Origin of the sequence: Paraburkholderia sp. BR10882, assembly GCF_040948855.1 — a bacterium.
GTDB classification, from domain to species: Bacteria; Pseudomonadota; Gammaproteobacteria; order Burkholderiales; family Burkholderiaceae; genus Paraburkholderia; species Paraburkholderia nodosa_A.
Genome location: NZ_JBFPKP010000011.1, coordinates 243,487 through 261,085 on the forward strand (window position 1 = coordinate 243,487; position 17,599 = coordinate 261,085).

16 protein-coding genes, 1 tRNA gene and 1 pseudogene are annotated in these 17,599 nt (G+C 63.1%); 7 read left to right on the plus strand and 11 right to left on the minus strand.

Translation table 11 applies throughout. The features are described from left to right. Positions 1-173: 173 nt before the first annotated feature. Positions 174-485 (minus strand): DUF4148 domain-containing protein, encoded by a 312-nt coding sequence (locus AB3X99_RS26455; protein ID WP_069264556.1) that lies wholly within the window; start codon positions 483-485, stop codon positions 174-176. A gap of 157 nt (positions 486-642) precedes the next feature. Continuing rightward, positions 643-2,043: a tRNA uridine-5-carboxymethylaminomethyl(34) synthesis GTPase MnmE gene (mnmE, locus tag AB3X99_RS26460; protein ID WP_368618572.1), complete on the minus strand. Its 1,401-nt coding sequence runs from the start codon at positions 2,041-2,043 to the stop codon at positions 643-645. A 364-nt stretch (positions 2,044-2,407) separates the two neighbouring features. Here mnmE and AB3X99_RS26465 point away from each other — a divergent pair, with 364 nt between their 5' ends. Beyond that, the gene (locus tag AB3X99_RS26465; RefSeq protein WP_069264560.1) at positions 2,408-2,827 is read left to right on the plus strand and encodes a helix-turn-helix transcriptional regulator; all 420 of its coding nucleotides are present in this window, start codon (positions 2,408-2,410) and stop codon (positions 2,825-2,827) included. A 135-nt stretch (positions 2,828-2,962) separates the two neighbouring features. On the opposite strand, the gene yidC is transcribed toward AB3X99_RS26465, so the two are convergent. The 4 genes and pseudogenes from yidC to rpmH form a co-directional block, all read right to left on the minus strand. Continuing rightward, positions 2,963-4,639: a membrane protein insertase YidC gene (gene yidC, locus AB3X99_RS26470; RefSeq protein WP_368618573.1), complete on the minus strand. Its 1,677-nt coding sequence runs from the start codon at positions 4,637-4,639 to the stop codon at positions 2,963-2,965. A gap of 30 nt (positions 4,640-4,669) precedes the next feature. Next, positions 4,670-4,900 carry a membrane protein insertion efficiency factor YidD gene (yidD, locus tag AB3X99_RS26475; RefSeq protein ID WP_028203242.1) on the minus strand — a complete coding sequence of 77 codons (231 nt, stop codon included), beginning with the start codon at positions 4,898-4,900 and terminating at the stop codon, positions 4,670-4,672. 203 nt (positions 4,901-5,103) lie between these two features. Next, positions 5,104-5,526, minus strand: a pseudogene (gene rnpA, locus AB3X99_RS26480) (ribonuclease P protein component); the annotation flags it as partial. 91 nt (positions 5,527-5,617) lie between these two features. Then, the gene (rpmH, locus tag AB3X99_RS26485) at positions 5,618-5,752 is read right to left on the minus strand and encodes a 50S ribosomal protein L34 (protein WP_026120950.1); all 135 of its coding nucleotides are present in this window, start codon (positions 5,750-5,752) and stop codon (positions 5,618-5,620) included. Between the two features lie 423 nt (positions 5,753-6,175). Here rpmH and dnaA point away from each other — a divergent pair, with 423 nt between their 5' ends. The 3 genes from dnaA to gyrB all read left to right on the plus strand — a co-directional run bounded on the left by dnaA (position 6,176) and on the right by gyrB (position 11,726). Beyond that, on the plus strand, positions 6,176-7,759 hold the full coding sequence (gene dnaA / locus AB3X99_RS26490) for a chromosomal replication initiator protein DnaA (protein WP_069264564.1): 1,584 nt from the start codon (positions 6,176-6,178) through the stop codon (positions 7,757-7,759). A gap of 275 nt (positions 7,760-8,034) precedes the next feature. Beyond that, positions 8,035-9,138 (plus strand): DNA polymerase III subunit beta, encoded by a 1,104-nt coding sequence (gene dnaN / locus AB3X99_RS26495; protein WP_028203240.1) that lies wholly within the window; start codon positions 8,035-8,037, stop codon positions 9,136-9,138. 113 nt (positions 9,139-9,251) lie between these two features. Further along, positions 9,252-11,726 (plus strand): DNA topoisomerase (ATP-hydrolyzing) subunit B, encoded by a 2,475-nt coding sequence (gene gyrB / locus AB3X99_RS26500; protein WP_368618574.1) that lies wholly within the window; start codon positions 9,252-9,254, stop codon positions 11,724-11,726. Positions 11,727-11,801: 75 nt separating this feature from the next. Here the strand turns inward: gyrB and AB3X99_RS26505 are convergent, their stop codons facing one another. The 4 genes from AB3X99_RS26505 to adh form a co-directional block, all read right to left on the minus strand. Then, entirely contained in the window at positions 11,802-12,473 is a 672-nt protein-coding gene (locus tag AB3X99_RS26505; RefSeq protein ID WP_069264568.1) for a SagB/ThcOx family dehydrogenase, read from the minus strand. A gap of 580 nt (positions 12,474-13,053) precedes the next feature. Then, entirely contained in the window at positions 13,054-13,533 is a 480-nt protein-coding gene (locus AB3X99_RS26510) for a GyrI-like domain-containing protein (RefSeq protein WP_069264570.1), read from the minus strand. 103 nt (positions 13,534-13,636) lie between these two features. Continuing rightward, positions 13,637-14,017: a DUF779 domain-containing protein gene (locus AB3X99_RS26515; RefSeq protein WP_368618575.1), complete on the minus strand. Its 381-nt coding sequence runs from the start codon at positions 14,015-14,017 to the stop codon at positions 13,637-13,639. Positions 14,018-14,119: 102 nt separating this feature from the next. Beyond that, positions 14,120-15,640, minus strand: coding sequence for an aldehyde dehydrogenase (adh, locus tag AB3X99_RS26520; RefSeq protein ID WP_368618576.1), 1,521 nt, complete (start codon positions 15,638-15,640; stop codon positions 14,120-14,122). A gap of 328 nt (positions 15,641-15,968) precedes the next feature. On the opposite strand from adh, the gene AB3X99_RS26525 reads away from it, so the two are divergent. Both AB3X99_RS26525 and AB3X99_RS26530 read left to right on the plus strand, forming a co-directional pair. Continuing rightward, a complete protein-coding gene (locus AB3X99_RS26525) occupies positions 15,969-16,163 on the plus strand; it encodes a hypothetical protein (RefSeq protein WP_069264575.1) in 195 nt (64 codons plus the stop codon). A gap of 332 nt (positions 16,164-16,495) precedes the next feature. After that, positions 16,496-16,753, plus strand: a complete 258-nt coding sequence (locus AB3X99_RS26530) for a hypothetical protein (RefSeq protein ID WP_069264577.1) — start codon at positions 16,496-16,498, stop codon at positions 16,751-16,753. Between the two features lie 70 nt (positions 16,754-16,823). Here the strand turns inward: AB3X99_RS26530 and AB3X99_RS26535 are convergent. Further along, positions 16,824-16,899 (minus strand) — tRNA-Lys (locus tag AB3X99_RS26535). A gap of 262 nt (positions 16,900-17,161) precedes the next feature. On the opposite strand from AB3X99_RS26535, the gene AB3X99_RS26540 reads away from it, so the two are divergent. Further along, complete coding sequence (locus AB3X99_RS26540; RefSeq protein WP_028203232.1) at positions 17,162-17,566, plus strand: PaaI family thioesterase; 405 nt, start codon at positions 17,162-17,164, stop codon at positions 17,564-17,566. Positions 17,567-17,599 lie beyond the last annotated feature (33 nt).

Genomic DNA, 17,599 nt, shown 5'->3' on the forward strand with positions numbered 1-17,599 from the left:
GAACAAGCTTCGCTTTTGAACAGCGTCGCCAGTTTGATCGACGATCGCTGGAAAAAGCGCCCAGGCCCGAAGGCCCGAGCGAAGCCGTCGCGTCAACGACGGCGGAGGTATTCGTTTAGCTATGCGAAACGCCTGCGCGGGATCATCGCAGGCGTTTCAGCAGTATTGCCTTGTTACGGATGGTTATACATCGCGTTCCAGTCGGCCTTGGGCACCGCCGGGCGGCCTGCATCCGAGTTGCCGGCTGCCACGCCGCCATAGCCGCTCGTTGCGCCGTTCGCGGCGGCTACCTTGGCTTCGGCTGCGAGAAGATCGTCGGGGTAGTGCGGGTCCGCCCCTGCGCCAGGATGCCAGCCCGCCTTCGCGAGCTGTTCGAGCTCGGCGCGCACCTGGGCGCGCGTGACGGGCGCATTCGATTGCGCGAACGATGCCATCGGCACTACGAGTGCAACGGCAACGGCTACGGTCTGGATCAGGGACTTCATGCTGACTACCTCCTTTGGCTTTTGATTCGGTGCGACAACGTGTCTGCATCCGATGAGCGAAAGTCTAGGAGGATTGCCGCCGAGGGTTAACCCTCGGCCTTCGAAGGGATTGTTCCAGGCTGGAGAAGAATGGGGCGGGGCTGGGCGCGCTTGCGGGTTACTTCCCGATACAAAACCGGCTGAAAATCACGCCCAGCAGGTCATCGGACGTAAATTCGCCGGTGATCGAATTCAGCGATTCCTGCGCGAGCCGCAGCTCTTCGGCGAACAGATCGAGCAATTGCGAATTCTGGTCGGCGTGCGCCGCCGCGTGCGCGAGATGCTCGCGCGCCGCGCGCAGCGCGATGAGATGCCGCTCGCGCGCGAGATAGACGCTCTGCGCATCCGCCTGCCAGCCCGCAATGCGCAGCAACTCGGCGCGCAGCAGCCCAACACCGTCGCCCTGTTTCGCCGAAAGACGCAACTCGCACACTTCGCTGCCGTTGCCGGCACGACGCTGCGCCACTTCGGGCGGCACGCCGGTCAGGTCGGTCTTGTTGAGCACGCGCACGACCGGCACACCGGCGGGAAAGCGCGCGGCGATCACCTCGTCTTCGGCGTTCATGCCCGTGCGCGCATCGAGCAGATGCAGCACCACGTCTGCGCGGCCGATCTCGCTCCACGTGCGCTCGATGCCGATCTTTTCGACCTCGTCCTCCGTGTCGCGCAAACCTGCCGTGTCGATCACATGCAGCGGAATGCCTTCGACCTGGATGGTCTGGGAAATCTTGTCGCGCGTCGTGCCGGCAACGGGTGTCACGATCGCGAGCTCCGCGCCTGCCAGCGCGTTCAGCAGCGACGACTTGCCCACGTTGGGTTGTCCCGCGAGCACGACCGAAAGGCCCTCGCGCAGCAGCGCGCCCTGGCGCGCTTCGGAGAGCACGTGGTCGAGTTGCGCGCGAATGCGTGCGAGCTTGCCGCGGGCGTCCGCGGCCTCGAGGAAGTCGATCTCTTCCTCGGGGAAATCGAGCGTCGCCTCCACGAGCATGCGCAGCGTCACGACGTCGTCCACGAGCGCGTGGATGTCGCGCGAGAACGCGCCGTCGAGCGAGCGGCCCGCCGAACGCGCCGCCGCCTCGGTGCTCGCCTCGATCAGGTCGGCCACGGCTTCCGCCTGGGCCAGATCGAGTTTGTCGTTGAGGAACGCGCGTCGCGTAAATTCGCCAGGTTCCGCGAGGCGTAGCCCGAACTCGCGGCCGGCCTCGATGCAGCGCTGCAAAACGAGTTGCAGCACGATCGGGCCGCCGTGGCCCTGCAGTTCGAGCACGTGCTCGCCGGTGTACGAATGCGGCGCGGGGAACGACAGCGCGATACCGCGATCGAGCACCGTGCCGGCGCCGTCGAGGAACGGCACATAGCTCGCGTGGCGCGCAACCAGGTCCTGGCCCGTGAGGGCCTGCATCAACGCAGCGGTCGCCCCCGCGCCGGCGCGGCCGGCCGACACGCGCACGACACCAATCCCGCCGCGTCCGGGCGCGGTAGCAATGGCGACGATGGGATCGGAATCGGTGGCGAGCATGATGGGCGTGGACCGTAGGGCAGGGCTGGAATCGGGATGGAGTGCGGGGACTCACTGCGGTCTTGCAAGCACTCGCAAAACGCGAGGCATTGTAACGCGCCGGACAGAGCGTTTTCGACTGGAAACCCAGCTAAGAGCCGTCTCGATTTATCTTAATTTAGCTAAGATTAGTCTTAAGGAATTCTGTCGGATTTCAGATAATTCAGGCGCTGGATCTCGCCAACCTCGTGCCACACGGGAATCCATGGAGGATCTCGACCGAAGTCATACGGCAACCAGAAGCAGGTGAATTATCGCTTTTATACGTTAAATGTAGCCTAACTGGTTGTCATCTTCGGCAATTTCGGGTTGCACAATCTGGCCCATGCCGACCACCAACGAAAAAGCCGCTTTTGCCGAACGTCTCAGATTCGCCATGAAGCGCGCGCCCGAAAAGCTACGCGGCAGCACCGACCTGGCGAACCGGTTCAATCTGCGCCATCACGGCGAGCATCCGGTTTCGCCGCAAACCGCTCACAAGTGGCTGAGCGGTCGCACCATTCCCACGCAGGACAAGCTGGAGACGCTGGCGAAATGGTTCGACGTGGACATCCACTGGCTGCACTACGGGCCTCCGGGCAATGCCGGCTCTGGCGTGCCGAGGCCGCGCAAGCCTGACGGCAAATATCCGGTTTCCGAGGAAACGCTCGAACTGGCCTCGAAGATCGAATCGCTCAGCGCCCATCACCGCTATCTCGTGCAGGAACTGGTCGCCCAATTCTACGGCGACGCCGAGAAGAACTAACGCGCACACACGAACGCTGCGCTCTGCGCCGTCAAGGAAATGGCGGTCCGATAACGCAAAAAGCCGTCCGGTTCGCACCGGACGGCTTTTTTTCGAGCCTGGATTCAGGCGGCGGCATCACTGCCGCCCCGGCACTCAGGCGGGCTTCTTCTTGCCCTTACCCATCATGCGCGTGATGTAGTACTGCTGCGCGATCGACAGCACGTTGTTCACGACGTAGTACAGCACGAGGCCGGCCGGGAAGAAGAAGAACATGACCGAGAACGCGATCGGCATGAACATCATCATCTTCGCCTGGACGGGGTCCGGCGGCGTCGGGTTGAGCTTGGTCTGCACGAACATCGAAACGGCCATCAGCACCGGCAGGATGAAGAACGGGTCCTGCTGCGAGAGGTCGTGAATCCAGAGAATCCACGGCGCACCACGCATTTCCACCGACGAGAGCAGCACCCAGTACAGCGAAATGAACACCGGGATCTGGATCACCACCGGCAGGCAGCCGCCGAACGGATTCACCTTCTCCGTCTTGTAGAGCTCCATGAGCGCCGCGTTCATCTTCTGCGGGTCGCTCTTGAAGCGCTCGCGCAGCGCCTGCATGCGCGGCGTGATTTCCTTCATGCGCGCCATCGACTTGTAGCTGGCGGCGGAGAGCGGGAAGAACACGGCCTTGATGAGCAGCGTGAGCAGCACGATCGACCAGCCCCAGTTGCCCACGTAACCGTGGATCTTCTCGAGCAGCCAGAAGAGCGGCTTGGCGATGATCGTCACCCAGCCGTAGTCTTTCACGAGCTCCAGGCCCGGCGCGACGCCTTCGAGCATGCGCTCTTCCTGGGGACCTGCGAAGAGGCGTGCCTGCACGGTATCCGTCGCACCCGGTGCGATCGTGCCGAGCGGCTGCTTCACGCCCACGCGGTAGAGCGCGTTGTCGAACTTCTCGACGTAGATGCTGCGCTTGACGCCTTGCTGCGGAATCCACGCGGTCGCGAAGTAGTGCTGCACCATCGCGATCCAGCCGTTATCGGCCTGGGTCACGAAGTCGGCCTTGTTCTTGTCGATGTCGCCGAACGTGATCTTCTGGAAGTGATGCTCGTTCGAGTACACCGCCGGCCCGATGAAGGTGTGCGAGAAGCGCGGCGTTTCGACCGGCTGGCTGTCACGCACGATTTCCATGTAGAGCGTGGGCGAAACCGGCGCGCCACTGACGTTCTGCACCTTCCAGTCCACGCCGATCACGTAGCTGCCGCGCGTGAACGTGTAGGTCTTGGTGACCTTCACGCCGCCTTTCTCGGGCGACTGCAGCGCGATCTGGAAGGAGTTGGCGTCGCCGGTCAGCTCGCGCGGGCCTTCGACTGCCGTGAACACGTCGTTGTGGTTCGGGAAGTCGCCGCCGAGCAGGCCGGTGCGCGCGAGGTACGTGTGGTCGTTCGTGTGGTCGAACAACGTGATGTACTGGTCGGGACCCTTGCCGTCGGCGCTTTCCTTCACGAGCGAAAGCTTCACGAGCGTGCCGCCGCGCGTGTCGATCACGCCGTCGTAGACGTCGGTGCGAAAGTGAACGAGCTGTGCTGCGGCTGCAGCCGGCTGGGCGGTGTTCGTCGGCGCCTGGCCCGCGGCGGCAGCGGCCGTCGGCAGGTCGGACGCGCCGTTGGCGGCGCTAGCCGGCGCAGGGCCGCTCGAGGCGGATTGCGTCTGCGTTTGCGTCGCGTTCGGGAAGAACATCGACTGGCGTCCATGGTCGCGCTGCCAGTTGTCGTACAGCATGACAGCTGACATGAAGAAGATGACCCATAGGACGGTGCGTTTGATATCCATGCGTTGTCTCAGTGTCGATGGAATGGCGCGTCAGCGCTTTTTCGGAGATGCAGGCGGGACGAGATCGACGCCGCCCGCCGAAAACGGATGGCAGCGGCACAGTCGCCGCGCGGCGAGGTAAGTCCCACGCGCGGCGCCATGATACTGGATTGCCTCGCGTGCGTAATCCGAACAGGAAGGATAAAAACGGCACCGGCTGCCGAGGAGGGGACTCACGGCAAGCTTGTAGAAACGCAGCAGTGCGATCAATACCGTTTGCATGGCGTTGCGGCCTGGCTGCGCCGCGTTCGATGACGAACCACGTGCCGCTTGCGCGGCGGCTACGTCGGATATGCCGGACTCGCGCGCCCCGCTCATGATGCGCGGGTCTTGCTCTCGTCCGGCGGCAAATCTTTACCGGCCTGGGCCTGCGCCGGTTCCCCGGCTGCCTGCTCACTTGGTGCCGCAGCCTGCGTTGCGCAAGGGGTGCGCGCAGATGTCGCAGGCGCAGCGCCGCCACGCCGCGTGACTTCGCGCGCGGCCTTTTCGAGCAGCGTTTCGATCTCGCCGCGGCACAAAGCTTTGAGCCCCGGCGAAGACGCGCCCGGCAGCGCCTTGCGGTCGAACTTCGTATGCAGGCGCAGCAGCAGGTCGAACCCTTCGAACTGCGCCCGGCGCACACGAAACGCTTCACGGGCAATGCGGCGCACCAGGTTGCGCGTGACCGCGCGCGGTGCGTACTTCTTGCCGATCACGAGCCCGAGCCGCGCCTCGTTGCCGGTGGGCCGGCCGTACACGACGAAGTGCTCGGTGCGGCGCCAGGGGCGCAAACGAAAAACGGATGAGAACTCATCCGTTTTCAGTAGCCTTGCGGCTTTCGGAAAAGCGGCTTGCGTTCGCGACGGCATGACGCCCCGATCAGTTACCAGGTTCGTCCTGTTCGCCGTGCTCGCGAGCGGGCCGCTACCCGTGATTTCGCTGATAGCGATGCTGCCCGACTTAGACGGCGAGGCGCTTGCGACCCTTCGCACGGCGTGCGTTGATCACTTTGCGGCCACCAGCGGTCTTCATGCGCACGCGGAAACCGTGGGTACGCTTGCGACGGGTAACGGAAGGTTGGAAAGTACGTTTCATGTTGCTCTCACTGTTGAGTTATGACCGCGGCGAGCATCGCGGAAAAAGGCAATGGCCGGTGGTACTAGGGATTGGTTTTCGAGGAACCCGCTATTTAAGCCGGTTTTTCGTTGGCCGTCAATAGCTTAGGCGATCGAACCTTCTCGAACGGCAGCGCAGCGCCTGCATCGGCCGTGGTGAGGGCACGAACGAGCGTGCGTTGATCCGTCCCTGTGGATAACTTCCTGGTGAGGGGATTTCGGCGTTAGAATCTCGCCTATCCCAAGAATCCTGCATGCCGCTCCGGCCCGCCTGCTTGCCGCAAGACCTTTGCCGCGCGGGCTTCCGGAGCCATTGCCGTCGCCTCGTCAGGGCCTCGTCGCATCCGTGCGACAAGAGCGGGGCGACCGCAACGCATGCAAACAAAACGACCACAGCAACTCGATGAACGAATTCTGGCAACACTGTTCCGCACTACTGGAGCGTGAGCTAACGCCCCAGCAGTACGTGACGTGGATTAAACCGTTGGCCCCGGTTGCCTTCGATGCTGCGGCGAACACGCTGCAGATAGCCGCTCCCAACCGTTTCAAGCTCGACTGGGTCAAGAGCCAGTTCTCGGGCCGGATCACCGATCTGGCGCGCGACTTCTGGCAGACCCCCGTCGACGTGCAGTTCGTCCTCGACCCGAAGGCGGGCATGCGCGCGCCCCACGTCGCACCGGCGCCCGCCGCCGCGTCGCGCGCGCCGCTGGCTGCCGCGCCGGCGTCCGCATCGGTCATGAGCGCAGCCGCCGCGCCGCAGCCGGCCGCCGTGACGGGCGGGACGGGACTCGCGGGCATGGTGCATGCCGCGTCGGCCGCCGCCGCGCAGGCCACGGCCGATGACGCCGCCGACCTCGATCTGCCCAGCCTCGACGCCAACGAAGCCGCCGCCGGCCGCCGCACATGGCGTCCGGGCCAGGGCGCGGCTGCGGCCGCTTCGAGCGGCGAGCCGGACCCGACCTACGAGCGCTCGAAGCTCAACCCGGTGCTCACGTTCGACAACTTCGTGACGGGCAAGGCGAACCAGCTCGCGCGCGCGGCCGCCATCCAGGTCGCCGACAACCCCGGGATCTCGTACAACCCGCTGTTCCTCTACGGCGGCGTGGGCCTTGGCAAGACCCACTTGATCCACGCGATCGGCAACCAGCTCCTGCTCGACAAGCCGGGCGCGCGCATCCGCTACATCCACGCGGAACAGTATGTGTCCGACGTGGTGAAGGCCTACCAGCGCAAGGCATTCGACGACTTCAAGCGTTACTACCACTCGCTCGACCTGCTGCTGATCGACGATATTCAGTTCTTCTCGGGCAAGTCGCGCACGCAGGAAGAGTTCTTCTACGCGTTCGAGGCGCTCGTCGCCAACAAGGCGCAGGTGATCATCACGAGCGATACGTATCCGAAGGAAATCTCGGGTATCGACGACCGTCTGATCTCGCGCTTCGACTCGGGCCTGACCGTGGCGATCGAGCCGCCGGAGCTCGAAATGCGGGTGGCCATTCTGATGCGCAAGGCGCAATCGGAAGGCGTGAGCCTGAACGAGGACGTGGCGTTCTTCGTCGCGAAGCACCTGCGCTCGAACGTGCGCGAACTCGAAGGCGCGCTGCGCAAGATCCTCGCGTATTCGAAGTTCCACGGCCGCGAGATCTCGATCGAGCTGACCAAGGAAGCGCTCAAGGACCTGCTGACGGTGCAGAACCGCCAGATTTCGGTCGAAAACATCCAGAAGACGGTGGCGGACTTCTACAGCATCAAGGTCGCCGACATGTATTCGAAGAAGCGCCCGGCGAACATCGCGCGCCCGCGCCAGATCGCCATGTATCTGGCCAAGGAGCTCACGCAGAAGAGCCTGCCGGAAATCGGCGAACTGTTCGGCGGCCGCGACCACACCACGGTGCTGCACGCCGTGCGCAAGATCGCCGACGAACGCACCAAGGACGCCCAGCTCAATCACGAGCTGCACGTGCTCGAGCAGACGCTGAAGGGGTAAGACGCATCAGGCGGCAGCGCAATGGCCGGGCGGACGTCGTATCCCGAAAGGATTGCCCTGTTTATTTCGCGGATCGCCCCCAATTTAGGGAAGTGGTCCGTTTTCAGGCACAATATGGGTTTAACCGCCCGGAGGTCCGGGGCGGGAACCACCGCCGCGGCCTGTGCCGCATTAACCGCCTGAGCGGCGCTAAAGCCGCGTGACTTTCGTGGGGTCACGTCGGCAAAACCGGCGCCAGGCGGGCGCGCAGTCCGTCACATCAACGAAGGAACTCTATGCAACTGGTCAAGACCGAACGCGATAACCTGCTGAGGCCGCTGCAAACGGTGAGCGGCATTGTCGAACGCCGCCATACGTTGCCGATCCTCGCCAATCTGCTGATCACCAAAACCGGTTCCGACGTCTCGTTCCTGTCGACCGACCTCGAGTTGCAGATCACCACGACCGCCGACTTCGGCGTCGGCAACGACCAGGTGGCCACGACCGTCGCCGCACGCAAGCTGCTCGACATCCTGCGCGCGATGCCCGACGGCCAGGTCACGCTCACGCTCGCGGACAAGCGCCTCACGGTGCAGTCGGGCAAGAGCCGCTTCGCCCTGCAAACGCTCGCCGCGGACGAGTTCCCCACGGTGGCGCAGGCCAAGGACTTCGGCGCGAACCTCGCGGTGCCGCAGAAGACGTTCCGCCAGTTGCTCGGCATGGTGTATTTCGCCATGGCGCAGCAGGACATCCGTTACTACCTGAACGGCATGCTGCTCGTCGTGGACGGCGACCAGCTCATGGCAGTCGCCACCGACGGCCATCGCCTCGCGTTCTCCTCGATGAAGATCGAAGGCTCGTTCGCGCGCCAGGAAGTCATCATCCCGCGCAAGACCATTCTCGAACTCCAGCGCCTGCTCGAAGACATCGACGACGTGCTGAAGATCGACATCGGTTCGACCCAGGTCAAGTTCACGTTCGGCCAGGTCGAGCTCGTCTCGAAGCTCGTGGAAGGCAAGTTCCCCGACTTCCAGCGCGTGATCCCGAAGGCGCACAAGAACACCTTCCAGATCGGCCGCGAAGAACTGCAACGCTCGCTGCAGCGCGCGGCGATTCTCACGTCCGACAAGTTCAAGGGCGTGCGCTGCATCATCGAGCCGGGCCAGCTCAAGATCATGTCGACCAACGCCGACCAGGAAGAGGCGCAGGAAGAACTGGAAATCGCCTACCAGGGCGACACCATCGACATCGGGTTCAACGTCACGTATCTGCTCGACGTACTCGCGAACCTGAAGGTCGACACGCTGGAAGTGAGCCTCGGCGACGCCAGCTCCAGCGCACTCATCACGATTCCCGAGAACGAGGAATTCAAGTACGTGGTGATGCCGATGCGCATCTAAAAAGCGCGACAGAAGAAGAACACCAGGGGGCGCTGCGCCCCTTTGGCGTTTTTATGGCTTTTTGAAAAAGTCTCGAGCAGTAACACAGGCAGTACGCAGAACCGGAAAATTCCATGACTGATACGAACAACTCGCAACCCGACAACAGCAGCTATGGCGCCTCGTCGATCCAGATCCTCGAAGGTCTGGAGGCAGTGCGCAAGCGGCCCGGGATGTACATCGGCGACACGTCGGACGGCACCGGTCTGCACCATCTCGTCTTCGAAGTGCTGGACAACTCGATCGACGAAGCCCTCGCCGGCTACTGTAACGACATCCGCGTGGTGATCCACGCGGACAACTCCATCTCGATCACCGACAACGGCCGCGGCATTCCCACGGACGTGAAGATGGACGACAAGCACGATCCGAAGCGCAGCGCCGCCGAAATCGTCATGACCGAGCTGCACGCGGGCGGCAAGTTCGACCAGAACAGCTACAAGGTCTCGGGCGGCCTGCACGGCGTGGGCGTGTCGTGCGTGAACGCGCTTTCGAGCTTCCTGCGTCTCACCGTGCGCCGCAACGGCAAGAAGCACTTCATGGAATTTCACCGTGGCGTGCCGCAGAACCGTGTGCTCGAAGAGCGCGACGGCCACACGGTCTCGCCCATGCAACTGCTCGGCGAGACCGAAAATCGCGGCACCGAAGTGCACTTCATGGCCGATGAAACCATCTTCGGCAGCGTGGAGTACCACTACGACATTCTCGCCAAGCGTATTCGCGAGCTCTCGTTCCTGAACAACGGCGTGCGCATTCGCCTGACCGACCAGCGCACGGGCAAGGAAGACGATTTCGCTTTCGCGGGCGGCGTGAAGGGCTTTGTCGAGTACATCAACAAGGCCAAGCAGGTCCTGCACCCGAACATCTTCTACATCTCGGGCGAGAAGGACGGCGTGGGCGTCGAAGTGGCGATGCAGTGGAACGACAGCTACAACGAAAGCGTACTGTGCTTCACGAACAACATCCCGCAGCGCGACGGCGGCACGCACTTGACCGGTCTGCGCGCGGCGATGACGCGCGTGATCAACAAGTACATCGCCGACAACGAAATCGCCAAGAAGGCCAAGGTGGAAACCTCGGGCGACGACATGCGCGAAGGTTTGTCGTGCGTGCTTTCGGTGAAGGTGCCGGAGCCGAAGTTCAGCTCGCAGACGAAGGACAAGCTGGTTTCCTCGGAAGTGCGCGCGCCGGTCGAAGACGTCGTGGCGAAGGCGCTCGAAGAGTTCCTGCTCGAAACGCCGAACGACGCGAAGACCATTTGCGGCAAGATCGTCGACGCCGCGCGCGCGCGTGACGCCGCGCGCAAGGCGCGCGAAATGACGCGCCGCAAGGGCGTGCTCGACGGCGTGGGCCTGCCTGGCAAGCTCGCCGACTGCCAGGAAAAGGATCCGGCGAAGTCGGAGGTTTATATCGTCGAGGGCGATTCGGCAGGCGGCTCGGCCAAGCAAGGCCGCGATCGCAAGTTCCAGGCGATCCTGCCGCTGCGCGGCAAGGTGCTGAACGTCGAAAAGGCTCGCTACGACAAGCTGCTGTCTTCCGAGCAGATCGTCACGCTGATCACCGCGCTCGGCTGCGGCATCGGCAAGGACGACTACAACCTCGACAAGCTGCGCTATCACCGCATCATCATCATGACCGACGCGGACGTGGACGGCGCGCACATCCGCACGCTGCTGCTCACGTTCTTCTATCGCCAGATGCCGGAGATGATCGAGCGCGGCTACGTGTATATCGCGCAGCCGCCGCTGTACAAGCTCAAGGCGGGTAAGGACGAGCGTTATCTCAAGGACGATTCGGAGCTCAATGCGCATATGCTGCGTCTCGCGCTGCAAGGCTCGGAGCTCGTGCCGAACGAAGGCGCGACGCCGATCTCCGGCGACGCGCTCGGCGAACTCGCGCGCTCGTACCAGCTTGCGCGCGGCGTGGTGGATCGTCTCTCGCGTCTGTACGACGAGCGTGCGCTCGAAGCGATCATGGACGGCGTGGCGATCGACCTGTCGAGCGAAGCCTCGACCGAGGCTTCGGCGCGTGCACTCGAAGCGCAGCTGCGCGACGATCCGCTCAAGCCTGAAGTGAGCGTCGTGCCGATGTACGACCAGGTGCGCGAGCAACGTTCGCTGCGCGTGGAGCGCCGCCATCACGGCAACGCGAAGGTCTCGGTGATCGACGAGGAGTTCCAGCTCACCGCCGACTATCAGCAGCTCGTGAACACGGCCAATACCTTCAAGGGCTTGATCGGCAAGAACGCCGTGATCAAGCGCGGCGAGCGCAGCATGGCCGTGAACGACTTCAAGAGCGCGATGAAGTGGCTGATCGCCGACGCCGAGCGCAACGTGTCGAAGCAGCGCTATAAGGGGCTTGGCGAGATGAACCCCGGGCAGCTGTGGGAAACGACGATGGACCCGACTGTACGGCGTCTGCTGCGCGTGCAGATCGAAGACGCGATCGCTGCCGATGGCATCTTCACGACGCTCATGGGCGACGACGTCGAGCCGCGTCGCGCGTTTATCGAAAGCAATGCGCTGCGGGCGGGGAATATCGACGTTTGATCGTCTACGCCTGCATTGAACAACAAACGCCCGGTTTCCCGGGCGTTTGTTTTTTGTACGGCCTCACGCCGCAACTCAAGCCGCGAAACCCACCGGGATGACATAGACGACGCTCTGCCCGGCAGGCAAACCGAGCGCGTGCGCTGCCTGCGGCCCATCGACCGCGCCCACGGGCACGGCGACGAGCCCGAGCGCAACGGCCTGCAGCAGCATGTTCTGGGCGGCGTGCCCGGCCTCCAGATCGCTATACACGCCGGCTCTCCCCCCATACCGCTGCTTGAGCCGGCCGGGATCGGCAGCCACCACGATCAAGGCCGGCGCCGCCCCGACAGACGCCTGGTTGAGTGCAAGCGCTTGCAGCTTGGGGCGCATGTCGGGCGTCGCTCGCGTCTGCGCGCGGTGGCCTTGAGGCACGTAGTGCATCACCTCTGCGGCGGTCACCATGTAGAGTTCAAGCGCAAACAAAGCGCCGGCCGAAGGCGCCGCGCGCTTGCCGTCCGGGCTGGTCACGCCCTGGCCGGCCCACAGCAGCTGGCCGATGGTCTCGACAGGCAACGCGTCGGACCGGAACCTGCGTACGGACCTGCGCCGCTGGATGGCATCCTCGAGAGAGACCGTGCCGGAGACTTTGGGCTTGGGAAGTGCGATCTCATTGGTGTACTTCGCCGGGCTCTCCTGCGCCTGGCTGGTGGAAACCTGGGTCATTGCGCCCGCAGCCAGCGCGGCCAGCAGTTCACGGCGTTTCATCCGGCGCCTCCATGAGTGACGGAGCAGGCCTCGACGGCCTTCGCGATTCTCACTGTTTCACGTTTTCGAGCGACACCCGGACCATGGCGCAATTCGATCAATAGTCACCACTGGCCCACTCGCAGAAGTTATAGACCGTAAATTCGAGATTGCGAGGTCCGATTCAACATCGCGATTTACAGCAGCGAAAAAGCGCCCTTGAAGGCGCCATTTTTTTGTGTGGAAGACAGCGGCAATTCGCGTTCTGCACTATCCACAGCCCCCAGCGGATAACTGCCGGAAAACCCCTGGAAATCACTGTGCATGAATCGGGGATAACTTCGTCTGCACGCAAACTGTGGAAAAGTTGCCAGCAGCTGCCTCGTGTTGTCCCGTTAACGCCCGCAAGGTTATGGTTTTTCCACAGCCTTGTTTACTCAATGGTTTTCCGGGGTTATCCACAGAATACCCAGGGGCTTGTTAACTATTACTACGTTTACGTATACATACGTTATTAAAACCTTAGAACCCTCGCATCGGAAACGAAGATGCCGCCGTAAACGTCCCGGCGGCATCGTTCGAAGTGTGCGAATCGCCTGCCTTATGCGAGCGGGATATAAAGCTCCGTCTTCAAATCGTCCGGCGCCGCCTCATCGGGCGTATTCAGATAAACCTCGAACGAAGGCGCCGAAAAGTCCGGCGTGCGTCCGAGCTTATTGAGCCCTTCGTTGTAAAACCAGATCCAAGCCTGGCCTAGCGCCTGATACGGCCCCTTGTGCAGCATCATCGCGTGCTCGCCGCCACGCAGCTGGAACTTCTCAACGGGCGCCACGATCTCCACGTCGGTTTCGTGCCCCAGATGCAGCGCCGCTTTCGAGCGCAGCTTCGACTCGTCGACCGTATTGGGATCGTCGTAATAGATGCCGACCATCTTCGAGCCGGACGTGCGCACGTTGCGCTCGCCGAGCCATTGCGCGAGCGTGTAGAACGCGTCGCCGATCTTCATGTACGGACCCACGTGGCTGACGGCGAGCAGGTCCATCGGCTCGAGGGTGAGTAGTTTCACGTCGTGGTTTTGCATGATGGCGTCTCCTGGTGCGATGGCCGCGCGATGGCGCAGCGCCTGCGAACCAAGATAGCACCACGCCCGGTGCGACGCCCCTGGCGTGCCGGGCGCTCGAGCGTCACAAACTCACGCGTGTCACCGGATGCGCCTCGAGCCACGCGTTCTCTTCGTCGTCGTAGAGCCGCGAGCGCGTGAGAAAGCGCAGGCCCGTGGGTCGTTCGAGCGAAAACATGCCGCCGTTGCCTGGCACGGCGTCGATGATGAGCTGGGTGTGCTGCCAGTATTCAAACTGCGCCTGGGTCATATAGAACGGCATCCCGCCGATTTCTCCCAACTGCACGTCGGCATTGCCGACCATTAACTCGCCGACGGGAAAGCACATGGGCGCGCTGCCGTCGCAGCAGCCGCCCGACTGGTGAAAGAGCAGGGACCCGTGCTCGCGCGCCAACTGCTCGATCAACGCGAGCGCGGCCGGCGTGGCGGTAACGCGTTCGACCATGTCGTGATGCTCCTCTCGAGAGGCTACGAAGGGGGCGTCGCGCGCAATTGCGGCCTCTCGACCGCCAACCAACGCGCGCGACGCTCAGGGCACGCAGTGCGTTCAGAAGAACCCGAGCGGCTGCTCGCTATAGCTCACGAGCAGGTTCTTCGTCTGCTGGTAGTGGTCGAGCATCATCTTGTGGTTCTCGCGCCCGATGCCCGACTGTTTGTAGCCGCCGAACGCCGCGTGCGCCGGGTATGCGTGGTAGCAGTTGGTCCACACGCGCCCCGCCTGGATCGCGCGCCCGAAGCGGTAGGCACGCGTGCCGTCGCGCGTCCACACGCCTGCGCCGAGGCCGTAGAGCGTGTCGTTGGCGATTTCCAGGGCTTCCTCTTCGGTCTTGAAGGTGGTGACGGACACCACGGGTCCGAAAATCTCTTCCTGGAAGATGCGCATCTTGTTGTGGCCGCGGAAGACAGTGGGCTTCACGTAATAGCCCTCGCCGAGTTCGCCGGCGAGGCTGTTGCGCTCGCCGCCAATCAGGCACTGCGCGCCTTCCTGCTTGCCGAGGTCGATATACGAGAGGATTTTCTCGAGCTGCTCCTGCGAGGCCTGCGCGCCGATCATCGTCTTCGTGTCGAGCGGGTGGCCTTGCTGGATCGCCGCGACGCGCTTGAGCGCGCGCTCCATGAAGCGGTCATAGATCTTCTCGTCGATGAGCACACGCGACGGGCACGTGCACACCTCGCCCTGGTTGAGCGCGAACATCGCGAAGCCTTCGAGCGCCTTGTCGAAATAGCTGTCGTCATGGTCGAGCACGTCGGCGAAGAAGATGTTCGGGCTCTTGCCGCCGAGCTCCAGCGTCACGGGAATGATGTTCTGGCTCGCATACTGCATGATGAGGCGGCCCGTGGTGGTTTCGCCCGTGAAGGCGATCTTGGCGATGCGCTTGTTCGAGGCGAGCGGCTTGCCGGCTTCGAGGCCGAAGCCGTTCACCACGTTGAGCACGCCGGCCGGCAGCAGGTCCTGAATCAGCTCGGTGAGCACGAGGAACGATGCAGGCGTCTGCTCGGCGGGCTTGAGCACGACGCAGTTACCGGCCGCGAGCGCGGGCGCGAGCTTCCACGCGGCCATGAGAATCGGGAAGTTCCACGGAATGATCTGGCCGACCACGCCCAGCGGCTCATGGAAGTGATACGCGACCGTATCGTGATCGATCTCCGAGATGCCGCCTTCCTGCGCGCGCACGCAGCCCGCGAAATAGCGGAAGTGGTCGGCGGCGAGCGGGATGTCGGCGGCGAGCGTTTCGCGCAGCGGCTTGCCGTTGTCGATGGTCTCGGCCACGGCGAGCTTGTGGAGGTTCTGCTCGATGCGATCGGCAATGCGGTTGAGGATATTCGCGCGCTCGGTGGGCGAGGTCTTGCCCCAGGCGGCTTTGGCCTTGTGTGCGGCGTCGAGCGCACGTTCGACGTCGGCTTCGCGCGAGCGCGGGATGGACGTGAACGCGTGACCGGTGATCGGCGAAATATCGTCGAAATACTCGCCGCCGAGCGGCGCGACCCATTCGCCGCCGATGAAGTTGCCATACTGCTTCTTGTACGGGAATTCGGTGGTCAGGAATTGCATGTCCGCGTGATTCATCTGCGTGCTCCTCTGTGTTCTCGATCTCGATATGGATGGACGCGGCGAGGCCGCGCTACCGCGGCACGCTAACGCGAGAACCATGCCAGCGCGGCGGCGCAGCGACGCTTTGCCGGGCGGTCGAGGCCCAGCGCGTCATGCCGCGCGAATGCGCTGCGCGCGAGCCTTCAGGTCGGAGAAAGGATTGCGTCAGGCCGGAACAGAAGGGCGGCCAACTGCTCAGGAAGTGAACAGCCTGGGAGCGTAATTGCGGCGGGAGTCGGAGATTTGCGGCGCGCGGGCCGCACTTGCGGTAGGCTTTGCACCCGTAACAGTCAGGAGAGTTTGCATGTCGAGTACATTCGTTTGCCGCAACCAGTCGTGCGGCACCCCGTGGGAACAGAGCGAGGTCGTGATCAAGAACGAAGGGCAGGGGCCCTTGTTCCGGTGTCCGCTGTGTGGCGCCCGTAACTATCTGGAGCAGTTCGAAGACGACGACGGCAACGTCGTCTATGAACAGGTGGACGGCAAGCCGTTCCTCTGAGCGCTGCCGGCTGGACGATCTGGATAGCGAGCGTGATGCCGAAGAGAGTCCGAAAAGCGAAGCATGCGGAGCGGACTTCGATGGTCCGGATTCCGAAGTTTTTCGCCATCCATGGCGTCTCGGACCTGGCAAGCGTGGAAAGTGAAAGACCGGCTTGCCGGTGACCGGCGAAGCGCAAGCGTCGGGCAGCTAGGCGCCGCTTTCAGCGGCGTCCATCCCCAATTTAGTCGGACTATTGGTTACCTATCTATACGGGTAGGCTGGCGAGCGCCCCGGAGCGTCCTACAGTACTTCATACGATAAGAAACCACGGCAGGACAACGGGGAAGGCCATGACATTCGTCGAACAGGAAATCGCGCACATCGCGCGCGTGATGCCACCGTCGCTGGCTGGCGATTTCGAAATGCCGGTGATGGGTGTCGCGTACTGGCGCAAGCGCTTGCACGCGCTTCTCAAGCAAAACCATCTAACCCACGTTCAGCTTTCGACCGTCGATACGCTGCTGCGCCAGCTCGACGGCTTCGAGGCGCTCGGCCGCTGGCTGCCGCGTCCGAAGCGGACGTCGCGTCATGTGAGGCGCGTGAAGTAGTTCAGGCCCGTGGCCGCGGAGAAATGCAAAAAGCCCGATCGCAAGGATCGGGCTTTTTGGCTGAATTCGCTGGTGGGGCGTGAGTGACTCGAACACTCGACCTACGGATTAAGAGTCCGCTGCTCTACCAACTGAGCTAACGCCCCCAACAGAAGAAAGATTATGCAGGACTTTTCCGGGCTTGGCAAGTCCCTTCTGCAAATTATCTGAAAATAGTTTGTCGATGCGGTGCAGGCTCCGTATGCGCGAGCGTTTGTGCCTTTACCACGGGCGCCGTGCCGTCCCGGTATGATGTCGCCACGCTTGGGTCAAACCAGGTTTCGAGCTAGTCGCTGTGCACCGCCCCGGTTCGCCAAGGTCGGCTGCGATCGGCTGGAAACGTCGCACGGCAATCCACAAAGGCAAACGATGGACGACAACGCAATCGACGCGCTGCTGGAGCGCGTGCTGGCCCCTTGGGTGCGCGCGCTCGGGATGAAGCCCGTCGAGGTCTCGGAAGACAGCGCCACCTTGCGCCTGCCGTTTTCCGGCGAGCTGCGCCATTCGGGCGGCGTGATCTGCGGCCAGGTGTTCATGGCGGCGGCGGATACGGCCATGATCGTCGCGATCACGGCCGCGCTCGGCGGCTTCAAGCCCATGACGACTGTTGCGCTGAACACCAATTTCATGCGCGCGGTGCGCAAGGGCGACGTGCTCGTGACGGCGCGCGTGCTGCGCATGGGCCGCAATCTGGTGTTCGGTGAAATAGAACTCTACGACGAAGACGGCCGCATGGCGGTGCACGCGACCTCGACCTACGCGCTGCTCGATTAAGCTTGGCGCTTCCGATCGGTTTCGGTCGCTTCG